This is a genomic window from Chitinophaga solisilvae, assembly GCF_009928525.1.
Taxonomy (GTDB): domain Bacteria; phylum Bacteroidota; class Bacteroidia; order Chitinophagales; family Chitinophagaceae; genus Chitinophaga; species Chitinophaga solisilvae.
Genome location: NZ_JAABOK010000011.1, coordinates 253,931 through 274,791 on the forward strand (window position 1 = coordinate 253,931; position 20,861 = coordinate 274,791).

The 20,861-nt window shown below is 50.1% G+C and carries 15 protein-coding genes; 3 read left to right on the forward strand and 12 right to left on the reverse strand.

Translation table 11 applies throughout. The annotated features are described in order from the left end of the window. Positions 1-263 precede the first annotated feature (263 nt). From GWG06_RS22435 to GWG06_RS22450, 4 genes are read right to left on the reverse strand one after another with little or no spacing between them, the layout of a single operon-like run. A complete protein-coding gene (locus GWG06_RS22435; protein WP_160716132.1) occupies positions 264-1,793 on the reverse strand; it encodes a RagB/SusD family nutrient uptake outer membrane protein in 1,530 nt (509 codons plus the stop codon). 11 nt (positions 1,794-1,804) lie between these two features. Continuing rightward, positions 1,805-5,227 carry a SusC/RagA family TonB-linked outer membrane protein gene (locus GWG06_RS22440; protein ID WP_160716134.1) on the reverse strand — a complete coding sequence of 1,141 codons (3,423 nt, stop codon included), beginning with the start codon at positions 5,225-5,227 and terminating at the stop codon, positions 1,805-1,807. Between the two features lie 34 nt (positions 5,228-5,261). Next, a complete protein-coding gene (locus GWG06_RS22445; RefSeq protein WP_160716136.1) occupies positions 5,262-6,272 on the reverse strand; it encodes a FecR family protein in 1,011 nt (336 codons plus the stop codon). A 53-nt stretch (positions 6,273-6,325) separates the two neighbouring features. Further along, positions 6,326-6,967 carry an RNA polymerase sigma factor gene (locus GWG06_RS22450; protein WP_160716138.1) on the reverse strand — a complete coding sequence of 214 codons (642 nt, stop codon included), beginning with the start codon at positions 6,965-6,967 and terminating at the stop codon, positions 6,326-6,328. A gap of 186 nt (positions 6,968-7,153) precedes the next feature. Here GWG06_RS22450 and GWG06_RS22455 point away from each other — a divergent pair, with 186 nt between their 5' ends. Both GWG06_RS22455 and GWG06_RS22460 read left to right on the forward strand, forming a co-directional pair. Then, the gene (locus tag GWG06_RS22455; RefSeq protein ID WP_235938490.1) at positions 7,154-8,773 is read left to right on the forward strand and encodes a M28 family metallopeptidase; all 1,620 of its coding nucleotides are present in this window, start codon (positions 7,154-7,156) and stop codon (positions 8,771-8,773) included. Positions 8,774-8,791: 18 nt separating this feature from the next. Beyond that, positions 8,792-9,568: a M90 family metallopeptidase gene (locus GWG06_RS22460; protein ID WP_160716139.1), complete on the forward strand. Its 777-nt coding sequence runs from the start codon at positions 8,792-8,794 to the stop codon at positions 9,566-9,568. A 110-nt stretch (positions 9,569-9,678) separates the two neighbouring features. On the opposite strand, the gene GWG06_RS22465 is transcribed toward GWG06_RS22460, so the two are convergent. From GWG06_RS22465 to GWG06_RS22485, 5 genes are all read right to left on the reverse strand, one after another. Then, entirely contained in the window at positions 9,679-10,041 is a 363-nt protein-coding gene (locus GWG06_RS22465) for a hypothetical protein (RefSeq protein WP_160716140.1), read from the reverse strand. A 232-nt stretch (positions 10,042-10,273) separates the two neighbouring features. Continuing rightward, positions 10,274-11,056: a class I SAM-dependent methyltransferase gene (locus GWG06_RS22470; protein ID WP_160716142.1), complete on the reverse strand. Its 783-nt coding sequence runs from the start codon at positions 11,054-11,056 to the stop codon at positions 10,274-10,276. 85 nt (positions 11,057-11,141) lie between these two features. Then, positions 11,142-12,563, reverse strand: coding sequence for a hypothetical protein (locus GWG06_RS22475; RefSeq protein WP_160716144.1), 1,422 nt, complete (start codon positions 12,561-12,563; stop codon positions 11,142-11,144). Further along, on the reverse strand, positions 12,544-13,536 hold the full coding sequence (locus GWG06_RS22480) for a FecR domain-containing protein (RefSeq protein ID WP_160716146.1): 993 nt from the start codon (positions 13,534-13,536) through the stop codon (positions 12,544-12,546). The genes GWG06_RS22475 and GWG06_RS22480 overlap by 20 nt, the downstream gene beginning before the upstream one ends. Positions 13,537-13,564: 28 nt before the next feature. Beyond that, positions 13,565-14,107, reverse strand: a complete 543-nt coding sequence (locus GWG06_RS22485) for an RNA polymerase sigma-70 factor (protein WP_127038723.1) — start codon at positions 14,105-14,107, stop codon at positions 13,565-13,567. A 126-nt stretch (positions 14,108-14,233) separates the two neighbouring features. Between GWG06_RS22485 and GWG06_RS22490 the strand changes: the two genes are divergently transcribed. Beyond that, a complete protein-coding gene (locus tag GWG06_RS22490; protein WP_160716148.1) occupies positions 14,234-15,454 on the forward strand; it encodes a cytochrome-c peroxidase in 1,221 nt (406 codons plus the stop codon). A 162-nt stretch (positions 15,455-15,616) separates the two neighbouring features. Here the strand turns inward: GWG06_RS22490 and GWG06_RS22495 are convergent, their stop codons facing one another. From GWG06_RS22495 to GWG06_RS22505, 3 genes are all read right to left on the reverse strand, one after another. Continuing rightward, positions 15,617-18,985 carry a DUF1080 domain-containing protein gene (locus GWG06_RS22495; protein ID WP_160716150.1) on the reverse strand — a complete coding sequence of 1,123 codons (3,369 nt, stop codon included), beginning with the start codon at positions 18,983-18,985 and terminating at the stop codon, positions 15,617-15,619. A 25-nt stretch (positions 18,986-19,010) separates the two neighbouring features. Further along, the gene (locus tag GWG06_RS22500; protein WP_127038714.1) at positions 19,011-20,282 is read right to left on the reverse strand and encodes a Gfo/Idh/MocA family oxidoreductase; all 1,272 of its coding nucleotides are present in this window, start codon (positions 20,280-20,282) and stop codon (positions 19,011-19,013) included. A gap of 254 nt (positions 20,283-20,536) precedes the next feature. Continuing rightward, the coding region (locus tag GWG06_RS22505) for an IS3 family transposase (RefSeq protein ID WP_235938491.1) at positions 20,537-20,861 on the reverse strand (325 nt) is incomplete at its 5' end.

The following is a 20,861-nucleotide window of genomic DNA, read 5'->3' on the forward strand; positions in this document are numbered from 1 at the left end:
CCGGATTAAGAATTGCGAATTACGAATTACGAATTGCGAATGATAGCGAAGATGGAAATCTGATAATTAAGAATTATGAATGATGAGTTAACGGGAAAATAGCAGCGAAGCTAAAAGCTGGCATAGGCATAAAGAACAAGTGTTAATAATGCTTCCATCTCCGCTCTTATCTTCCCGTTAACTCATCATTCATAATTCATAATTCTTAATTATCAAATTCCCATCTTCGCTATCATTCGCAATTCGTAATTCGCAATTCGTAATTATTTAGCAAGCGGGTTGTTTAATGTTTCTTTCAGCGGCAGCGGGAAATAGTTATTCGCTGTTGTCCAGGTACGGCCTGCAGCCTGCATGTTTGTTGCCAAAAGGCCCCAGCGGCGAAGGTCGTAGAAACGGCTGCTTTCCAGCGTGAACTCCATGACACGTTCGTGCACGATCTGGTTAAATACGTCTGCGGAGGCAGTCAGGTTCAGTGCAGGCATTGCGGAGCGTGCGCGCACATCGTTGACCTGTTCCATGGCTTTATCCTGGGCGCCGAGGTGGTTCTGTGTTTCCGCATACAACAGCTTCACGTCCGCAAAGCGGATGATAGGCATATTGATGGCGGTTGCGTTGCCCAGCAGGGCGCTGCTGGCAGGAATCCATTTGCGGAAGGCAATGGCGCCGTCGTTGTTTTTGAACACGTCGTCGTAGATCTCATCATATACGCGCGGGTTTGCGGGATCGTTGAAGTAGGCATCCTTGAAGAAAACAGTACTGTAGATACGGTGATCGTACAGGCCATCGGAGGCTGTTTTGCCTTCTTTCTTCATTTCTGCCAGCAGGCGTGGCGTACCATAGATTTCGCCGTAGCCGCCCAGTTCAAAGGCTGCGATCCAGTCGCTCAGCTGTGATTTGAAGTAGTTCCCATTGGATTCATCCATGGTCATCTGCAGTTCGAAAACAGATTCTTTGGAATTCTTCAGTGTACCGTTGAACATGCCCATGAAATTGGATTCGAGGGAGTATTCATTGGAGTCCATCACTTTCTTCAGCCAGGTAGCAGCTTCTGTGTAGTATTTGGTTTTGTTGGCGGCATCTTCACCACCGCGGTAGATCAGCGCCTTGCCCAGGTAAGCCTGTGCAGCGCCTTTGGTGGCCCTTCCCAATTCCTTGTTAGGTCTGCCACTGCGGAGTGGCAGGTCAGCTTCCGCCAGCTTCAGGTCATTGATAATCAGATCCCATACTTCACTGCGGGAGGCAGGAGCTTTAGGCATATCAGATTCGCCTTCAGGCACTTTGTCACGGATGATTACCTTTTCGAAGTTGGTCAGCAGTTTAAAGTAGTAATAGGCTTCCAGGAAGCGGGCTTCCGCCAGGATAGCCTTGCGGCTGGCCTCGTCGATCTGGTTGTCGGTCATCGCCGCTACGTTGGCCAGCACCTGGTTGGTGAAGTTGATACCGCGGTAATTATCTTTCCAGAAATAATCGATGGCCACATTGTCTGACTGATAGGTGAAGTTGTATATCTCCATCCACCAGCTGTAGTTGTAGGCGTCTGTACCTGGTTCCACGAAATCTTCGCGGAAGTACTCGCGGCAGGAACGGCCTTCGATGAAGTTTTCCCAGCCTACGAAGCTCTCGACCTGTGAATAGGCGGCAGCCAGGCCGCTGAGTGCGCGCTCCCGGCTGTTCCAGAAGTTATCGGTAGTCAGCTTATCAGGAGAGTTCTGGTTCAGCAACTCCTTTTTGCAGCCGGTGCTGCAAAAAAGTCCTGCTGATACCAGCATTGTATATAACAAAGATTTTTTCATAACGAATAATTTTAGAATTCCAGTTGCATACCAACCATAAACACTTTGTTCTGCGGATATTTCCAGCGATCGATACCATTGCTCAGGCTACCGTATTTCCGGGTAGTGGGGTCGCTGTTCAGTGCGTCCGCATTACCGATTTCAGGATCCAGCCCTGAATATTTGGTGAAGGTGAGCAGGTTCTGTCCACTTACGTAGAGGCGTAACCGTGATATTTTAGCCATTTCCAGCAGTTTCGGAGAGAAGGCATAACCCAGCTGCAGCATCTTCAGGCGCAGGTAGCTGCCATTTTCCAGGAAGCGGGTAGATTCGCGGTTGTTTCTGTTCGGATCACCTAACACAGCACGTGGTATGCTGGTATTGGTATTCTGTGGCGTCCAGGCATTCAGGGTGCTCACGTCGAAGTTACGGCCGGCATCCATACCCTGGAGTTCATACATATTACCATTATAGATTTTGTTACCGGTAACACCCTGCCAGAACATCTGCAGGTCGAAGCCCTTGTACGCCAGGTTGATGTTCAGGCCGTATTCCAGTTTAGGGAAATAGCTGCCTTTATAGGTTTTGTCGTTATCATCGATCACACCGTCGCCGTTGGTATCTTCAAAGCGGATATCACCGGCTTTTGCGGCAGGCTGTAATCTTTCGCCTTTGGCATTTTTATAGTTGGCCGCTTCTTCGTCAGACTGGAAAAGGCCCTGTGTCTGATACAGGTAGAAAGCGCCCATTTCCGTGCCTTCGCGGCTGCTGGTAGGGAATACGGAAGTACCGTATTTCAGACCAAGGCCATTCAGGTACTGTCCCTTGTTGGCCAGTTCCAGCACTTTGTTTTTCACCTGGCTAACGGTACCGGTTACACTATAGGAGAAGTCAGATTTTTTATCAGCCCAGGTCAGGTCCAGTTCCCATCCGCGGTTGCCGATGCGGCCGGCGTTCAGGGTAGGCTCTACCAGACCGGCGCTTGGAGCCAGCTCCTTGGTGATCAGCAGGTCAACCGTCACGTTGTTGAAATAGTTGAAGGAACCCGTCAGTTTATTCAGCACACCAAAATCAAAACCAATGTTGCGGGATACGTTTGTTTCCCAGCGCAGATCTTTGTTTTTCAGATCCCAGGCGATACCGCCGGGCCATGCCGTGCTGCCATCACCCTGCACATATCCGCCGCCCATGTAGTTCAGTACGGAGATCAGCTGCTGGTGATCGTAATATCCGAGTACATCTTCATTACCCAGGCGGCCATAGCTGGCGCGTAATTTCAGCTGATTGAGCCAGGTCAGGGACTGCATGAAGTTTTCACTCTGCATGTTCCAGCCCACCGACACAGACGGGAATACTCCATAGCGGCGGTTTTCACCGAATTTGGAAGAACCGTCGCGGCGAACGGACAGCTGCAGGAGGTATTTACCATCGTATGCATAGTTAATACGACCCAGTGTAGACAGGCGGTAGTACTGCGGACGGGAGCCGGTTGCCTTGAAGGAACCGCCGGCAGCGCCATCCATAGTATTGAAGGAAGGATCCAGGAAACCGCCGGGAATCACATTGCTTTCAATAGCGCCATCGCCGTTTACGGTGTATACGGTTGTTTTACCATCCGCCACGGTGGTAATGCTGTTTGTCTGATATTGCTGTGCAGTGTAACCCGCCAGCAGGTTCAGGCTGTGCTTACCGAAGGTGCGGTCATAGTATAACAGGTTTTCCATCAGGCGTTCGCGGTAGTTGGAACGGCCGTCTTCCAGCCGTGCAAAAGGCGTTTCCGGATCGTTTGCATTGGCGCGGTACGGCGGATGGAAAGCGTAGTTGATATAGTTGGTGTTCACCAGGTTGAGGTTCGTCACGAACTTCATACCCTGGATCAGCTGTAATGACAGGCGGGCGTTACCATTAAAATACTGGCTCTTGCTGTAGTTGTCGTTATAGAAGTTAACGCCTACAGGATTTTCAAACTTCGGCAGTTCGTTGATCTGCATCCCGTAGCCATATTTGGATTTTGCATCGTAAACAGACAGCAGCGGGGACTGGAAGTAGGCATCCTTGATGCTGTAAGCTACATCCTTGCGTTCAGTTTCGGCATATACCAGGTTAGCCTCAATGGTGAGGCGGCCTTTCTTATACTCGTTACGGGAACGGAGTGCTTTCTTCTTGAAGTCGCTGCCGATGAAAGTACCTTTATCATTGGCGATGCTACCACTCAGGCCATAGTTGAAATAATCGCCGCCGCCGGTAACATTGAGACTGTAGTTTTCAGAACTACCGGAACGGGTGATTTCGTCCTGCCAGTTGGTGTTGGCAGTAACGCCTGTTTTCAGGTAAGCCGGACGTTTGGCCCTGGGTGCATTATCATACATCATGGTGTGTACTTTCAGGTAGCCTTCCGCATCCAGCAGTTTCATTTTACCGGTAGGGTTTACCATGCTGTACCAGGCGTTGAATTCCATTTTAGGCGCGCCTTTTTTACCTTTCTTGGTAGTTACGAGGATAACGCCGTTGGCACTCTTAGAACCGTAAATAGACGCCGCGGCGCCGTCTTTCAGTACTTCAATGGAAGCAATGTCATTATTATTCAGGTAATAGGGATCTCCGGGGCTACCATCTATGATAAACAGCGGAGCGTGGGAACCATAGGTGCTTACGCCACGGAGCCTGATATCAGGCATGGCGCCGGGGGTACCACCGGTATTGTTGACGGTTAAACCCGCCACGCGGCCCTGTAATGCGCCTACAGGGTTGTTGCTGGCTACATTGGCGATCTCGCTGCCTTTAACAGAGGAGATAGCGCTGGACACCGTTCTTTTGCTCTGGGTGCCGTAGCCTACTACCACCACCTGGTCCAGTACCTTGGTGGAGGTATTGAGGGTAATATCCAGCACCTGCTGGCCGGTATATGCCACTTCCTGTTTATCGTAGCCGATAAAAGATACTTCCAGCACTGCGCCTGCGGGCAGGTCAGTGAAGCGGAAAGCACCCTTTACGTCAGTGAGCATGCCGCGTGAAGTTCCTTTCACGCGCACGCTTACACCAGGCAAAGCCTCTCCTGAAGCAGATTTCACCGTACCTGCCACCGGCTTTTCCTGTGCCGGTGCAGCTGTGGTTACCATTGCCACATTTCTGGCAGCAGGCACTTTCACCAGGATGATGTCTTCTGTCATCCTGAATTCAAGTGAAGTAACATGACTGATTTCCTGTAATAAATTCTCTACTGTTCTCTCTTTTTTATCGATCGTAACAGGTTTTAATTTTTCCAGATCGTCAAGATTGTACGAGAATTTCAGACGGGTATTTTTTTCGAGGTACTGCAGCACACCGAGTACTTTCGTTTGTCTGAAACCAACGTCGATCTTATCTTTCAGACCTTCTGCTATCTGTACCCAGCTTAGCAAAAGGAAGGACATGAGCATGCCAAAGCATGCCCTCAAAAGGGATGTTTTCGTCATAACGCATTTTGGTTGTTTAGATGGTAGCGTGGTCTTATTTAGTTACTGCCTGTATGTATAAAATGTTGTTTTTTGTTGATGATGATAATCCGTTCACGAAGCACACTGCTGCCAGTACATCCTGCAGCGGCTTGTTGCTGAATACGCCGTTGAAGCGGATAGGCTTGTATTTGCCTGGTTGTACCACTACTTTTATGCCGTACCAGTATTCGAGCGAAGCGGCAATATCTGCCAGGGACGCGTTGCTGAATATCAGCTGGCCTTTTCTCCAGGCCATTTCCCGGCTGGTGTCAAAGGTACTTTTGCGGAATGCCGGCTGTTCTTTACCGGTTGTCAGCTGTTCTCCGGGCTGCAGGTCTGCAGTAGCTGCCGCCTGCGCCACGCGTACCTTTCCGTTTACCAGCAGCACGGCGGCGGCGGTATCAAAGGGATAGGCGCGTAATTTAAATGCAGTGCCCAATGCCTGTACATGCAGACTGCCACTGTTAACAATAAATGGTTTGTTTTCTACGCCTGCTACCTCGAACAACGCTTCGCCCTGCAGCTCCAGCCGGCGGTCCTGTTGGTTGTAACTGTGCGGTACTTTCAGCGTGCTGCTGGCATTCAGGATCACATGACTTCCGTCTGCCAGCATGATCTCGCGGCGTATGCTGCCGGCAGCGGTATATATCGTATATGTATCAGACTGTTGTGGTGTATGGCCCTGTCTTTTGCTCAGCAGCCAGCTACCCGCCAGTATCAGTGGCAGCATGACAGCAGCGGCTATACGTATTATTCTTTTCCGGGGAAAGGCCGACGGCGGCGTTGCTGCTCCGGCTACCGCCAGTTTCAGCTTGCCGAACTCCGCTTCCTTTTCTTCCGGGGTAATGCGAAGCCCCAACCGGAACAACCATTCCCGCGCGATAGCCGCTTCTTCCTGCTTATGCGGATACCTTTCCAGCCAGTTCTCCCAGAACTGAATGTCTGATTCGTTACTGCGCAGGCAATAACGAACAAAGGAATCGTTGAGGATGAAGTCTTCCGCCTTGTATTGCTGTAAATCCATTCCGGGCGTTTAAGATAAAGAGGACCACCCGGTTAATTTTTTACCAAAGAATTTCAGGAATTTTTTTCTATGTCTATCAAAAGCAGCAGCAGCGCTATAAATGTGGCATCTGTATATACTTCCCGGATACGTACCAGGGCGTTGTGAATGGTATTATAAATAGTACGGGGCGTAGCCGCCGTTTTCATGGCTATTTCATCGATGCTCAGGTCTTCGTAAAACCGCATCCGGATAAATTCGCGTTGCCGGGAAGTGAGCAGCGTCAGCATTTTTTCCAGCTTCTCCTTCACCAGCGAATCCGTTTCCTGGCGTATCAGCACTGTCTCCCAGGGTTGTTCTTCCGGTTCACGGAACAGCTGACTGTCCGATATTACCGCGCTCTTTTGTTCCCTGGCGAGCATCTTATACAATCTTCTTTTAAAGCAGATAAACAGGTAGGCATTAATATTGGCGGGCATCTCCAGCTGATGCCGTTTCCGCCATATCTCTACAAAAATATCATTGATGGCTTCCTTTACAATAGCCTTATCCAATACGACGGAGATGCCGTAATGATAAAAGTTATCATATAACTCGTGGTAAATCTTATACAGGCCTTGTTCATTGTCCTGTTGCATCTCGTACCAAAAACCGGCGTAATCCTTTTCCTCATGTTTGCCGGCAGGCATTTCAGCAGTGCGGTTGGCGTTTAGCATATGGCAATGTAAGCATCATTTTTGAATTTCCGGGATTTTCGGATTTCCTCATTTAAATACGTAGATTTACTGTAGAACCTTTGCTGTATTAAATTTCCTTCGCCGGCCATTTTAAAACACCGGCAGCTTTGGTTAATTTTTGCAACAAAAAAGTTAATATTTGCAAACAAACAACTGATCAGAACCGTGAAAACATCCGTTATATTAACCCTGGCCGGCTCAATGGTCATGCATGGCATCCGCGCACAGGACAGCGCTGCTATCAGGGCAATCAATGCCACCAGCTTTGCAAAACATATACAGGTGCTTGCCTCCGACGCCTTTGAAGGCCGTAAACCTTTTACCCGCGGGGAAGACAGCACCATTCAATACCTGGCAGCACAGTTCAGGCAACTCGGACTGAAACCCGGTAACGGCAACAGTTATTTCCAGGAAGTACCGATGGTGAATATCGCCTCCAGACCCGCTGGCAACATGGTCATCAAAGGCAGCAGCGGCGAAGTATCCCTGCAATATCTCGACGATTATGTAGCCGCCACCCGCCGTGTACAGGAGCAGGTGACCGTCAGTAATTCGGCGCTGGTATTTGCCGGCTATGGCATCGTAGCACCGGAATATGGCCGTAACGATTACGCCGGACTGGATGTAAAAGGGAAAACCGTTATCGTGATGATTAACGATCCGGGCTTCGTAGACAGCACCCTCTTCAAAGGACGCACCATGACCTATTACGGCCGCTGGACCTATAAATTTGAAGAAGCCTCCCGGCAGGGCGCTACCGGCGTTATCATCATCCATGAAACCGCCGCCGCCAGCTACCCATGGAAAGTAGTGCGCAGCGGATGGTCCAACTCTAAACTGCACCTGCAGACAGCCGACAACAATATGTCCCGGACAGCGCTGGAAGGATGGATCACGCAGGATGCCGCCCGCAGAATATTCCAGCTGGCTGGCGTGTCTCCGGATATTATGCAGCAGGCCAGGAACAAGGATTTCAAGCCGGTAGACCTCCATCTGCAAACATCCCTGGTGATTAACAACACCATCAAAAAATCCACCTCACATAATATACTGGCCATACTGCCCGGCGCCAGACGGCCGCAGGAATGCGTGGTATACTCCGCCCACTGGGATCACTTCGGGATAGGTGAAGCCGTTAAAGGTGATTCTATCTATAACGGCGCGGTAGACAATGCCACCGGTACTGCCGGGCTGCTGGAACTGGCCACCGCGTTCACCCGGCTGAAACAAAAACCGGCACGTTCCGTACTGTTCCTCTCTGTCACCGGCGAAGAACAAGGGCTGCTGGGATCTGAATACTACGCCTCCCACCCTGTCTTTGCTCCGGAGAAAACAGTGGCAGACATCAACCTGGATGTACTCAATACTTTTGGTATTACCAGCGATGTAACCGTTATCGGATACGGTCAGTCGGAACTGGATGAATACGCACAGCGGGCCGCCGCAAAACAGCACCGCATCATCGTGAAAGAAGCCAATCCTGAAGGCGGCTGGTTCTTCCGCTCCGATCATTTCAATTTCGCCAAAAAAGGTATTCCCGGCCTTTATATCGGCCCTGGTAACGACATTTCCGGAAAAGCCCCCGGATCCGGGAAAGAACAGACAGCTGCGTATAACCGTTTACGTTACCACTCCCCCGCCGATGAATTCAATCCGGCTACCTGGGTGATGGATGGCATGGTAACGGATGTACGCCTCCTGTTCGATGTTGGCTATACCCTCAGCAATGAAACCGGATTCCCTCAATGGAAAACGGGATCAGAGTTTAAAGCATACAGAAAATAATACTTTCAACTATTCAGCATGGACTTATTCGGATTGATACTGATTGGGCTGATACTCATGCTCTATTTCAAAAACCTGTACACCCGGCGGAAGCGCAAAAAAACAGCCGTTCCCACCGGTTACCGGCAACTGCTGGAAGCCAATGTGCGCTACTATCAGCAACTGGGCCCCAACGATAAAATACGCTTTGAAGAAAAAGTAGAACGCTTCCTCAAAAGAACACATATCGAAGGCGTAGGCGCTGAACCAGAACCCCTGGACCGTGTACTGATCGCCGCAAGCGCTATCATTCCCATCTTCGGATTCAAAGACTGGGAATATTTCAATCTTACCAATGTAATCCTCTACCCGGACACCTTTGATGAGAGCTACCAGTTTGAAGGCAACCGCCGTAATATCCTGGGCATGGTAGGCAGCGGCGCACTGAACGGACAAATGATCCTCTCCCGCTCTGCCCTGCGGGAAGGCTTTTCCAACACCACCGACAAAAGCAATACCGCCATCCATGAATTTGTACACCTCCTGGATAAGTCAGACGGTACGGTAGACGGCCTCCCTACCAAACTACTGGAACACAGCTACAGCATCCCCTGGATGAAACTCGTTCATCAAACCATCCATGAAATGTCTGAAGGGCACACCGATATAAACCCATACGGCGCTACCAACGAAGCCGAGTTCTTCGCTGTCATATCAGAATACTTCTTCGAACGGCCGGACCTCCTCGCCGAAAAACATCCGGAGCTATACCAGATGCTGAGCCGCATCTTCCAGCAAAACCCGGCGAATATTTAGTTATTTGAAATTTGGTTATTTGAGATTTGTTTTAAATCATCATCTTCCTCGTGACGGGCAGGAGGACATCGTGAGGTGAAACAAATCTCAAATAACCAAATCTCAAATAACTAAATAATAAGTATGGCGAGGACAGACAGCAGGGTGAGGATAACGTAGGAGATCACTCGTTTGTTGCCATTGACACGCTGCTCGTCAGTTTCATCTTCGTAACGTTCTACAACGCTGAGACTTTTGTCATCGCTGAAGTAGGCGAAACTGAAAGTTATCAGCAGCAGGCATACCGAGACGGCGATGCCGGTGTTGTAGAAGATAAAAGGCAATACATGCAACCGCGAGAGCAGTGCATTTAAGATCAGAACGTTGACATAGAGAAGACCTGGTAAATATATCCTGGCTGAAGTGTGCGGGATGTCTCTCAGATAGGATAACAGGAATGCGCGGTACATTTTGTAATAGAGGTAATCAATCATAGGTGGAAGATTTAATAGTTAAAAAAACCACTGATCAGGATCTGATATAAAAGTTAGTTTTTTTACTACACCTTCCCAAAAAACAGTTTTAAAAGAAAAGTTAATATTTGTTTATTTGAGATGTGGTTATTTGAGATTTGTATCACCGCATGATGCCAGCCTGGTTGTCAGGAGGATGATCATGATGAGATACAAATCTCAAATAACCACATCTCAAATAACCAAATAGTCCCTACTGTTCTTTTACTGCGGTCACGAAGTAATCAAGGCAGTCATCCTGCAGATGCTGCCGGAAGAAGTCCTTGTGTTCGATATTCACGGTAACATCTGCCATCTTTTTTACCAGCAGCCAGCGGTTGATGTTATTCATCAGGGTGTAGGGCCCTCTCAGCAAAACTGCCGACAGCCTGTATTGCAGGTTCAGGATGTCAAATCTGGTAATGGCTTCCACACTTTTTTTATTCTCCTGGTAGTAGCTCATAACACGGTCATTACCATAGATGCCCTGTACTTCGGAGATGGCAAAATGTGTGCGGATAAGCGCTTTCATTTCTGCAGGCAGATATTCCCTTACGTGAAAGGGATTGCGGGTAAGCGAGGTAAGTCTGTTCGGTGTGGTCAGAAACATTGTACCTCCCGGTTTCAGTACCCGTCTGGCTTCGCGGAGCAGGGTATGATCGTCTTTTATGTGTTCGATTACCTGGAAACATACGATGGTATCAAAAGTATTATCCGGGATACGGGAAAGGTCCGGCAGGTCGCATTGTTCGAAGGATGCATTCACCGGCAGGAATTCGGCAAACGGCTTATGTTTGTCCAGCGCGAGGTAGCGTGCTGAGTAACGCGACAGCAGCTGTATGCCGTAACCTTCGCCACTGCCCAGTTCCAGCACATGACGGCCGGCAACATGTTCAAGAGGAATAGCCTTATAGGCAAATACGTGCCGCTGAAAAACATAGTTGTTGATGAAGGAAGTATGGCTGGTCCGTTCCGCAGTCTTGAGTAGTGCGATCATTGTCATAAGAAGTTGTAGTGAGTGAAATAGTTACATGCTCATTTTAATCACTACTAATACACCTCCCTTAGAAAATACCCTTATGCTATTTTAAAAAATCAAGCTGATAAAAAATGCCTAGATAAAAACCAATCCATTGTCGCTTATTGTTTTCGTTGTTGTTACCGTAGGGCGGGCCTGGCGGCTGCAGATTGGCAAAGCGGGGATAGTCTCTGTCACCGGGGGCTACCGGGTTATTACGGAAGTAATAGGTGCTGCTGAGCTGATTGAAGGTAACGCCTGCCAGTAGCCTGAATTGTTTACCCACGCGTTTATCTGCGAGCAATGCTGCTTTCAGGTAGTTGGATTTTGTTTCCAGCGGCAGTGCAGTTCCCAGGGTATCATGGTCTGTTGCATTCAGGTTCAGAGAACCTGTAGTCACCTGCAGGTGCATACGCCAGTTATCAGCCAGCCGTACAGACGTACCGGCGCCGTAACGGACAAGCGACTTATTTAAATTACTGCTCCAGGTAAGCACGCCGTAGAGGAATGGCAATCCCAGGTGCAGGGTGGGGTTCACATAAAAAGTTTCATCCGCATATACGCCTGTTCTGATAAAGGGTGCTAACGCAAAGGTGGCGGCATCACTGTTCTCTGATCTGGTATCATTGGTAGAAGGCCGGTATGGCACTGTGAGGGCCTCTTTAATAAAATCGCCGGTACGCTGCAACAGTGTTGGTTTACGCTCCGTATGTTGTCTGGCGGCAACGATGCGGGCAGCAGTATTTTTTGCTGCGGTTGCAGGCGAAGGCGGTGGCGGCTGCTGCTTTGTGGTATCATACCATCCGGCAATGACCAGGGATCTGTGCGCCGATAGCTGCCTGTACATGGTATCGTTCCGGTAAAGTCCCAGCGAAAACAGGGAAGGCAGCCGGAGGAGACTGATGTTCAGCCATCCGGTAGCGCTGGTATCGGCGGTTACTTTTCTGGTCTTTTTTAATTTTATACCGAAAGAAGGGAATGCCAGTCCGGAGCTATCCGGGATAGTATCCGGGCGGTACTGCACGGTAGCCAGTGGCTGCAGTGCGATGCGGAATACGGTATCGGCTATACGTTTTACAGGTATCGCGGGATACTTTGCAGCAGTGGTTGTCGCGGGTGCTGTTACCGGTTCCTTTTTGCGCGGCGGGTTATCTACAAAAATAACATGCGACCCGACGACGGTATACCAGATGCCGGTATGCTCCCTGATATTATCCAGCAGCGTAGTTATGGGCTGTACGCCTTTTCTGACGCGTATAATTTTTGAAGGGGGAAACTTGTGTGTATTCACGGCAAATTTAACGCCGGTGTGTTTGCTGACCAGGCTCAGCAGGGAGTCAAAACGTATATTCGTTACTGTTATATTTACCTTCCGTTGCAGGGAAGCAGGTGTCTGCTGCGCCCGGGTACGGGCAGCACTTATTGCTATCAGGAAAATCAGTACAGCAGCCTTGCTGATCAGATGCTTAATTACAGCCCTCGCCATTTATATATACACTGTCTTTTTCTACCCTGCATTGAACATTAAGCGTCACAGAGATAACTTCAAAAATATAATCCAATGGTTTATTCTCAAAAGAGCTGCTCATGGCGCAGTTCTCCAGTTTTTTATCTGCAATGCGGATGGTAACGCCATAGGCTTTTTCCAGTTGTGCGGCTATATCTTTCAGGGATGTATTCTCAAAGTTAAACACACGGGTGGCATAGCCCATTTTGTTGCTGTTGAAAGCGTTCACCAGTTCGAAGGTGCCGGAGGCAGCATGATAGATACCCTGCTGGCCGGCGGTTACGGTGAGCCTGTTCCGGCTGTTCATCATAGCAACGCTTCCGTTCAGTACAGCTACTTCGATGGTGCTGTCTTTCTGCTGAATATTAAAAGCGGTGCCCAGTACTTTCACTGCTATATCGCCCACCTCCACAATAAACGGTTTACCGGGATTAAAAGTTACATCAAACCATGCCTGTCCTTTTAACCTGATAAGCCGGTTCCGGCCGGCCAGACCTTTTTCATAGCTGATAGCGGAATGGCTGTTTATCACAGCCAGGGAATGATCCGGCAGCGTATCGCGGAAAATGCCGGCAGTAGTTTGCCTGGACACCCAATCTGCGGCAGGCGCCGATGTCCGGTACAGCAGGAAATACAACGAAGCGCCACAGATAAGCAGCAGTATGGCGGCAGCCATGAGGCGACGGTTGCCCGGGCGTACAGCAGCTGTTTTCAGCGGAGCGGCGCCCGGCAGTTGCCGGCGGATCTCCTGCCATACTGCGGCTTTATCCGGCAAGGTATGTTGCTGTCCGCCGGCCGCATTTTCCCATAAACCGGCCGTCTGCTCAAACAGCCGGCGGTGTTCCGGAGCGGCCGCTATCCAATCTTCCACTGCTATAGCCTCTTCCGGGGAGGCTTCCCCCGAAAAGTACTTTCCCAGCAGTTCATATGGAATATGTTCGGATTTATTCATGCCGTGTAAAATTGAATGCCATAGTTGATTATAACAGGTAGAAAATGATCAGCGTTACCAGGAATTCAGACAGTTTTTCTCTCAATATGCGTAATGCCTTACCCATCTGGACTTCCACGGTTTTCACCGATAATCCCATTTCTGCGGCGATTTCGGCATATTTCATTCCGTCGAACCGGCTTTTGCAGAAGATGATCCTGCATTGTGGCGACAGCGCTTCAATATGCTGCAATATCTGCTGATAGGTTTCTTTGCTGACAAGCGCATGTTCCTGTACTCCGGTGACGTTACTGCTGGCTGATATATAACTGTCTTTTACTTTTTCATGCCGTTTGATGTTCAGGCAATAATGATATACTGCCGTATACAGGTATGATTTAACGGACTGCTGCTCATCCAGTCCTGCTCTCTTTTCCCATAGCTTCAGAAATACGGATTGCACAGCATCCTTGGCTTCGTCATTGTCTTTCAGTATGGTAAAGGCATAACGGTGCAGCCCTTCAAAATAAAGATGAAAGGCCCGTTCCACCAGTTGTTCCTGATCCCCGCCTGTTATCAGATGTTCGTCCAATGTTTAGCTGTTACGGTAATAATACACCTCAGGTAAAGAATACCCTTATCGCGCGGCAAATTAATTTTTTTCATATAGATGTAAGGGTTTTTCTTTTCAAAGGTGTACTACTGCAAATAACCGGACATGATAAAAAATATGCAGAAAAAACACCTGCTGCTCCTATGCTTTACTGTAAGTGTATCCTTCCTGCTGACACAGTCGTGCAGGAAAGATCCTAAGCCCTCAGCCGGTGGCCAGGCCCCTGAGCCGTCAGCACCGGTCACAGAAACAGGCGTTCCCCGGCTGCCGGCCACTCTCTATGATTATATAGGCACACGCAATAACATGCCCACCTATATGAAAAATTTCCTCAACGGCAGGCCGGAGATAGACAATATGCCGGCCGGCAACCAGATTACCAATGAAGGCGCCACCCTGGGACGGGTACTGTTCTATGACAAAGCCCTCTCGGTAAACAATACAAAATCCTGCGGCTCCTGCCACCATCAGGATAAAGGCTTTACAGACGGCCTCTCCCGGTCACCCGGTTTCGCCGGCGAACTCACCCGCCGCAATGGTATGCCTACGGTAAACCTCCGTTTCTTCAAAGACAAAACCATGTTCTGGGATCTGCGCGCCGCCCATCTCGAAGCGCAATCGCTTATGCCTATCCAGGACATGATAGAAATGGGCATGCCCTCCCTCAGCGCACTGGAAACCAAACTCACCGGCATCGCCTACTACAGGCCCCTGTTCAAAGCAGCATTCGGTACTGAAACTGTTACCGCTGACAGAATCTCCAGAGCGTTGTCTCAATTCCTGCGCAGCATCGTTTCCTTCAGTTCCAAATACGACAAAGGCACAGACAATAACTTCAGCAACTTCACCGCCCAGGAAAAAAACGGGCTGCGGCTGTTCCAGGTGAACTTCTGCTCTGAATGCCACAGCGACCTTCCAACCTCTACCTTCGGACAGATACCCTCCATGCTCATCGTGGAAAATACCGGCGTCAATACCGGCTTCGGCTCCAACAACGGACTGGAAACGGATTATACCGATAAAGGTATCGGCGAAATCACCCATCTTGCGAAAGACCAGGGAACCTTCAAAATCCCCGCCCTGCGCAATGTGGAGCTAACAGGCCCCTACATGCACGACGGCCGCTTCACCACGCTGGAACAGGTACTGGAACATTATCATACCGGCATCAAACAAAACCCGAATATCGGTATTCAGCTGAGCGGCATTTCCCCGGGTATTCCCTTCCGCGGAAATGATATGGCAGATATTATCGCCTTCCTGAAAACCCTTACCGACCACTCACTCGCTACTGATCCGAAATTTGCGGATCCTTTCGTTCAATAAAAAGAACGCCGGTTCCGGCCGGCGTTTCTCCTGATGCCTATGGCAGTTCCGGCCCCATCATCCGGGATACGCAGGCAGCACCTCTTACTTTCCTTTCGCCAGGTTGTATAAAAAAGGGCGCCGGTAAGTACCGGCGCCCTTACTGTATTACAGTCAGCTTTATTACAACTCCTTCACACGGATATTGCGGAAACGCACTACAGAACCATGTCCCAGGAAACCGATATGACCGGTTTCATTCTTCAGTCCGGGATGGTCCTTGTGATCCAGTGTACCGTTCTTACGGGCATCGGCAATGTCTCCGTCCAGGATAACCGTACCGTTCAGGATCACCTTGATATGGGTGCCGTCTACAATCGCTTCTTCATAGTTCCATTCTCCCACAGGCTTCAGGAAACCACGTTTCGCAGGAATAACACCATATACGGAACCGTGATACTGGTATATGTTCAGGTCCTTGTAAATGTCTGCCTCACTGTCCAGGATCTGTAACTCCATACCCTGATAAGCAGCGTCGCCATCCAGCGGGGCACGCACACCTAAACCATTGTTTGCACCCGGTGTGAGCATAAATTCAAAACGGAAGGAAAAATTACCGTATTCCTTTTTCGTATAGAGGTTACCGTGACCACCATTTTTCGGATAGATCACCAGGTTGCCTTCATCAATCACATAATCTTTGGTATTACCGGTCCACTCGTGCATATTGGTACCATCGAACAACACCTTGTATCCTGCCTTTTTTTCTACTTCACTTAACGTGAACGGCTGTACGCGTGGCAGTTCTTTTATATACAGGTCGCGGTACGCTACATAAGTACCATGCGCCTGCAGTTCTATCTGTTCTTCCGGGAAGATGGGCAGGCCGCGGTCCCAGTAATTTTCGAGGATAGTGTTATCTGTCACCAGTACGCCGTTGAGATACACTGTTACCCTGTCTCCTTTCATCACGATGCGGAAATGATTCCATTCACCGATACCGTTATCTGCCAGCGCCAGTGGTTTGGAAGGATGCTGCTGATTATTGTATAATCCGCCGGAACCTACATCTGCGCCTACATCGCGGCGGGAGGTATCCCAGATCTGTACCTGCGGGGAACCGCGCAGGTAGATGCCTGCATCTCCGTTGGCCGTAATTTTCCAGTCTACCAGCATTTCAAAGTCTCCGTATTTTTTTTCTGTACAGAGATTGTCGCCATGCCCGTTGAAAACCAGCAGGCCGTCTTTCACGGACCAGCCTTTGCGCATAGCTTCATTGGCTTTATCCTGTGCTTTCAGCAGGGCTTTGTTATCCATTTTACCACGGGCCACCGGATTTTCCACCAGGCCTTTCCATCCGCTCAGGTCTTTTCCGTTAAACAGGGGCACGAAGCCTTCGCCTGCCGGCATTTCTGCCAGGTACTTGCGGACAGACTGCCGCTGGTAGTCTGCATCCCCGCCTTTCAGCGCTTTGGCGGCCTTTTCCAGCAGGTTACGTACGGTTGCACCGTTATAGGATTTATTGGCCAGTGCAATGTTCATCACTGCCATGGCCGCTTCCTGCTGCAGGTTGCTGTTATCGAGGTAGTTGCCGGCGAAGAGTAAGGCAGACAGTGTTTTGCATTGTTCCACGCCTTCCAGCAGCTGCTGTTGTAAAGGCACAGAAGGAGCTAATTCCATTGCATCGCGGAGCAGCAGCAGCTTCTGGTCAGCCGGATAACCGGATTTTCTCACCAGGTTGATAAAGCCGCTGAGCGCCTGTTCTTTATACGCGCTGTTAGCCGCGTCGCGGGCTATCTGCAGCAATGCGGGAGCAGCGGAAGCATTTTTCCATCCTGCCAGCGCAGCTACCGCCGCTTTTTTCGTACTTCCGTCACCGTTAGTAAAGGAAGCAATTACCGGCTGTAATGCGGTACCCTGACCAATACCTGCCAGGATGGCGAGGTAGCGGGCCTGATCGTTAGCAGGCGCCTGTTTCATCTGTGCCAGTACTTCTTCGCTGCCGGCGCCGGCGCTGATAAGACCTGCCTGTATGTCACTGATCTCCTGCGGGTCAGCAGCAACGCGTAACATGTTAAAGAATACCGGTATCATACTTTTACCGGCTATATTTCTCAGCGCACCAAAAGCAGTTTTTCGTACATCCTTATCCGTACTTTCGGTCAGCTTCAGTACTTCACTCACATGCGCGTCAGCTTTACGGGCCGCCAGCACAGCTATCAAAGCTGTCTGTGCCGCAGGTGGCATAGTTGCCAGCGCGGCGGCGGACTGTTGTACCACTGCTTCGCCGGGGATCTGAAGCAATGCGTCCTTCACTGCGGCAATGTCTGCTGCAGTACCTGTTTTCATGACTGCCAGCAGTGCGGGCAGCGCAGCCGTTTCACCTGTTCTGGCTGCAGCTGTAACAGCAGCGTGTTTTACGTTTTCCTGTTTAGCAGCAGTCGCCAGCAGCATTACGGGCAGAGCAGCCTTCACCTGTCCCGCGCCGAGCATGGTCAGAATAGCAGCCTTGTTATCATCGCCGGCAGTTTTCAGCTGCTGCAGCCAGGCGGCAGCATTAGCAGCGGCATAAGGCGCAGCAAATTTCAGGGCAGCGTCGCGGTACTCATTGTTTTTACTGTTGACGGCCTGTATAACGGCGGTGATACTTTTTTCCCTGTTGACATCGCTGAGAAGTTTCAGGCCGGCAGTGCGGGTATGCACCTGTGCATCAGCAGTGCATTGTTTCACCAGCGCTTCCCCGATCTTTCCGGCAGCGGCTTTGTTGCCGTCTGACAGCAGCTGACCGGCAAAGCGTATATACGAGGCCGTAGCATTGGTAATATCATAGTTGTAGCCGGCTTTGGCAGCAGCGGCGGCGATGGTGGCGGCAGAAGCCGGGTCGGCAATTTCCGCCAGCGCATATAAGGAGGCTTTCACCAGTCTCTTGTCTGCATTGTTCACAGCAGGCGTAATGGCTGCTACCGCTTTGCGGCAGCGGCTATCGCCCAGGGCGGTAGTCAGTGTGATACGGTTCTCAGCGTTGGCGGTTGCCAGCGCACCGAGTAATGCCTGTTGTGCATCGGGCGTATTTATTTTGATGAGTACGCGTGCAGCAGGATCGCAGTAACGGTCTTCCGCCAGCAGCGGCTTCAGGGTGGCTACGGCGTCATTGTCGCCGGTAGTTTGCAGCTGCGTGATCAGGAACACTTTATTTTCCGGATCGGCAGTTTTGGCGATTGCCTGGCAGAAGGCTGCTGCGGCCTGTTTGCGCAGGGTTTCTTTTCCGGGTTGGGTTACATAATAGGCGTATCCTGCCAGCGCATACTGCAGCTGGGTGTTGTCGCCTTTGCCGGGTGCGGCGAGCATACCGGCGATGCGGGTCAGTCCTTCTTCTCCGAGAGCGGCGATGGCGCTCATGCTGGTGTTGAACTGCGCGTTATCCGGCGATGGCAGCAGGGCCAGTACGTCAGCTACTTTGGTATGAAATGCACGCTGATCAGACGGGCCCTGCGCAAACGCAGTACAGCACCAGCCAGCCAGCAATGCCAATATGTATAAACTCTTTTTCATAGTTTAAATTTCCTGGTAGTTAGATTTAGATGGTCCATGAACCACGCATGGGTTGATAGATCAGGCTGTTGGCGCCTGCGTCGTCGATAAATTCCTGTTTTACGGGATCGAATTTCAGGTTGCGGTTCAGGCGCAGGGCGATCTTTCCGATATTCACCAACGTACAGGAGCGGTGACCGTTTTCTTCGTTGAGTGCAAATTTCTTACGGTTCTTTACCGCGTCAGCGAAGTCTGTCTGCTGTGGCGCCGGGTCGGGGAATGCAGCCAGTTTCTTTTCCAGCTCCGGTATATCGGAGCGGAAACCCGGATACAGCTTACCTTTCGGGCCTTCAATATAAGCGGCCTTTTCATCTTTGCCTTCACCGTCCAGGATGATCTGACAGCCATCGGCGTAGGTGTAGGTAATTCTTCTCCAGGTGCCTACTGCATCGGGGTGTTGCTGCGGTGCATCTATTTCTACGCTGACAGGGCTGGTATCATCTTTACCGAGGAAATACTGTATTGGATCGAGATAGTGTTGTCCCATATCGCCGAGCCCGCCGCCATCATAATCCCAGTAGCCGCGGAAGGTCTGGTGTACGCGATGAGCGTTGTAGGGACGGTAAGGTGCGGGGCCGAGCCACATGTCATAGTCCAGTTCTTTAGGTACGGGCATGGCTTCCAGGTTGGTTTTTCCGACCCAGTAGAATTTCCAGTCGAACCCGGTATGCTTGCTTACGGTGACTTTCAGGGGCCATCCGAGCAGACCGCTGTCTACCAGTTTCTTGATAGGTTTCACGGTGGTGCCCATGCCATAGAAGCGGTCTTCGAAGCGGAACCAGGTATTGAGCCGGAAGATGCGGCCATGCTGCTGTACTGCTTCCACCAGGCGTTTTCCTTCGCCGATGGTAGCTGTCATCGGTTTCTCGCACCAGATGTCTTTACCGGCGCGTGCTGCATCGGCAGCAATAATACCGTGCCAGTGCGGCGGTGTGGCCACGTGAACGATGTCCACTTCCGGTAACGTGATGACTTCCCGGTAATCGGAAAAGGTTTTGACGCCTTTATCTCCGAGCTGGTCCATAGCGAGTTTGAGGTGGTTGCGGTCAACATCGCAGATTGCCACTACGCGGGTGCCTGCATAACCAAAGTGGCCGCGGCCCATACCGCCGGTGCCTATTACTGCTTTGGTCAGCTGGTCACTGGGGGCCAGAAAGCCGCGCCCCAGTACATGCCGTGGAACAATCGTAAAAGCGGCCAGTGCCCCCAGGGAATTCCGGAGGAATGCGCGCCTTGAATCGCTGTTTTGTTTTGCCATATATCTGTTTGATTGGATTCGTTTATAGATCCCTGTTAGTTCACTGTGATATGTTTTGGCTGATGGTGACGGTAAGATATAAAGATGGGCGGGGATATGCAAGTATAGGTGGGGAAATAGTGATAGGCGGCAAAGTAGGTGGGTTTAATTACGAATTACGAATTGCGAATTACGAATGTAGAAGCGAAGATTAAAACGAAGATTAAAAGTGGAGTGCACCCAAAAAGTTGGACACTTTTATTAGATTTTAAAAATTAAGCGGCTTGAGTACGGTAATTTACTGGACTCAAGCCATTTAGTTTAAGTTTTATCCTGTCATTATTGTAATACTCGATGTATTTAACGATTTGCTGTCTCAACGACTTAATTGAATCAAATTTTTGAAGATAGAAAAGTTCAGTTTTAAGGATACTAAAAAAACTTTCCATAGCAGCATTATCCAGACAATTGCCTTTAGCAGACATACTCTGTAAAATCTCCCGGTCGCTAAGCAGTGTCTGATATTTTTCCATGCGATATTGCCATCCCTGATCAGAATGTAATATTAGGCTACTATCAGCTGGCAGCCTCTTAAAGGCT